Origin of the sequence: Syntrophomonas sp. UBA1041, assembly GCF_002316705.1 — a bacterium.
Taxonomy (GTDB): Bacteria; Bacillota; Syntrophomonadia; order Syntrophomonadales; family Syntrophomonadaceae; genus DTU019.
The window spans coordinates 1,091-2,665 of record NZ_DCEA01000058.1; the positions used below are offsets into that span (position 1 = coordinate 1,091).

At 50.9% G+C, this 1,575-nt stretch carries 2 protein-coding genes; both read left to right on the forward strand.

All coding sequences use genetic code 11. The features are described from left to right. The coding region (locus B2633_RS08455) for an ABC transporter ATP-binding protein (protein WP_483170166.1) at positions 1-447 on the forward strand (447 nt) is incomplete at its 5' end. Between the two features lie 307 nt (positions 448-754). Next, the coding region (locus B2633_RS08460; RefSeq protein WP_483170167.1) for a radical SAM protein at positions 755-1,575 on the forward strand (821 nt) is incomplete at its 3' end.

Consider the following 1,575-nt stretch of genomic DNA (forward strand, 5'->3'; position numbering starts at 1 on the left):
GAAGATCGCTATCCCCATGAGTTGTCGGGAGGCATGAAACAAAGAGTGGCTATTGCCCGCGCTCTGGCTTACGATCCCGAGGTTTTGCTGATGGATGAACCTTTTGCCGCCGTCGACGCTCAGACCCGGGAAAGCTTGCAGGATGAATTGCTCCGCATATGGGAAAAAACCGGGAAAACCATTATCTTTGTCACCCATAGCATCGAAGAAGCGATTTATCTTGCCGACAGAGTGGCGGTGATGTCGCCTAACCCGGGAAAGATAAGAGAAGTCATCGATATTAAACTGCCCAGGCCCCGTTACAACAGCGATGTGCGGGCATCTGCCGAATTCGGCTGGATCAGGCACAAGGTCAGAAATCTACTCCAAGACGGAGGGGAAGAGACGTTTATTTCCAACAGCTCTCAGGATGTATCGGAAGCGATTTTCCAGGATACGGCTCTTTAGAACTTGCCCCGTAAGTCAGAACAAAACAGTAAGCTGATCCAAGCGGTGGATCCCCGGGGTCAATCATATGGTGCTGAGTGAAAGAATCGGCGCCCAGTCGTGCGGCTCGCCTTTATCGTTCGAAGAGCGAACTTGGGGATTGACACCAAACACCACGACAGCTAAAATACTTAGTATTATAATAGGAATACTGGACCATATAAATTGGATCTTTCTCTGACCAGAAAACTGGAGGCGGATTGACCTTTTCTGATCTCAGCTTTGCAGCTTTCCGGCGATGGTTCACTGGTTTGGAGGAGGAGAAAAAATGTCAGGATGCCCGAATAATCATAAAGAATCACCGTTCAGCCATCTAGTCAAGACCCACCCTTGCTTTAACAGCGAAGCACATTTTAAATTTGGCAGGATCCATCTCCCGGTCAGTCCTTCCTGCAACATTCAATGCAAATTCTGCCGCCGGGGGTTTAATAAATGCGAAAAGCGCCCCGGGGTAAGCCGGGGAATTCTGACCCCGGATGAAGCCGTAAATACGGTTGAACGGGCGTTGGCGCTGTGCCCTGACATTACTGTGGCCGGCATCGCCGGTCCCGGTGATACGCTGGCTAGCGATCATGCTCTGGATGCCTTCGCATTGATCCATGCCCGATTTCCACAGTTGATCAATTGCCTCAGCACCAACGGCCTGCTCTTGGAAGAAAAGGCGCAAAAGATCGTAGATGTCGGGGTCAAGACCGTCACTGTAACAGTGAATGCGGTCAATATACAAATTTTGCAAGAAATTTGCTCGCACATAGTCTATCAAAAGCAATATTTAACCGGTTCGGCAGCAGCACGCTGGCTATTGCTGGCTCAGCTCAAGGGCATTGACAAAGCGGCTAAACTGGGCTTAATCGTAAAGATTAATACGGTTCTCATTCCCGGGCTTAACGACGGGCATGTCGGCGAAGTTGCCAGGGTTACAGCCCGTGTTGGGGCTTCATTGATCAATATCATTCCTCTAATACCTCAAAACCAGATGGCGCACCTCAGTCCTCCTTCCTGCGAAGACTTAAACCGGGCGCGCAGTAACGCCGAGGATCATCTGCCCGTTTTCCGGCATTGCCAGCAGTGCCGGGCCGACGCCTGCGG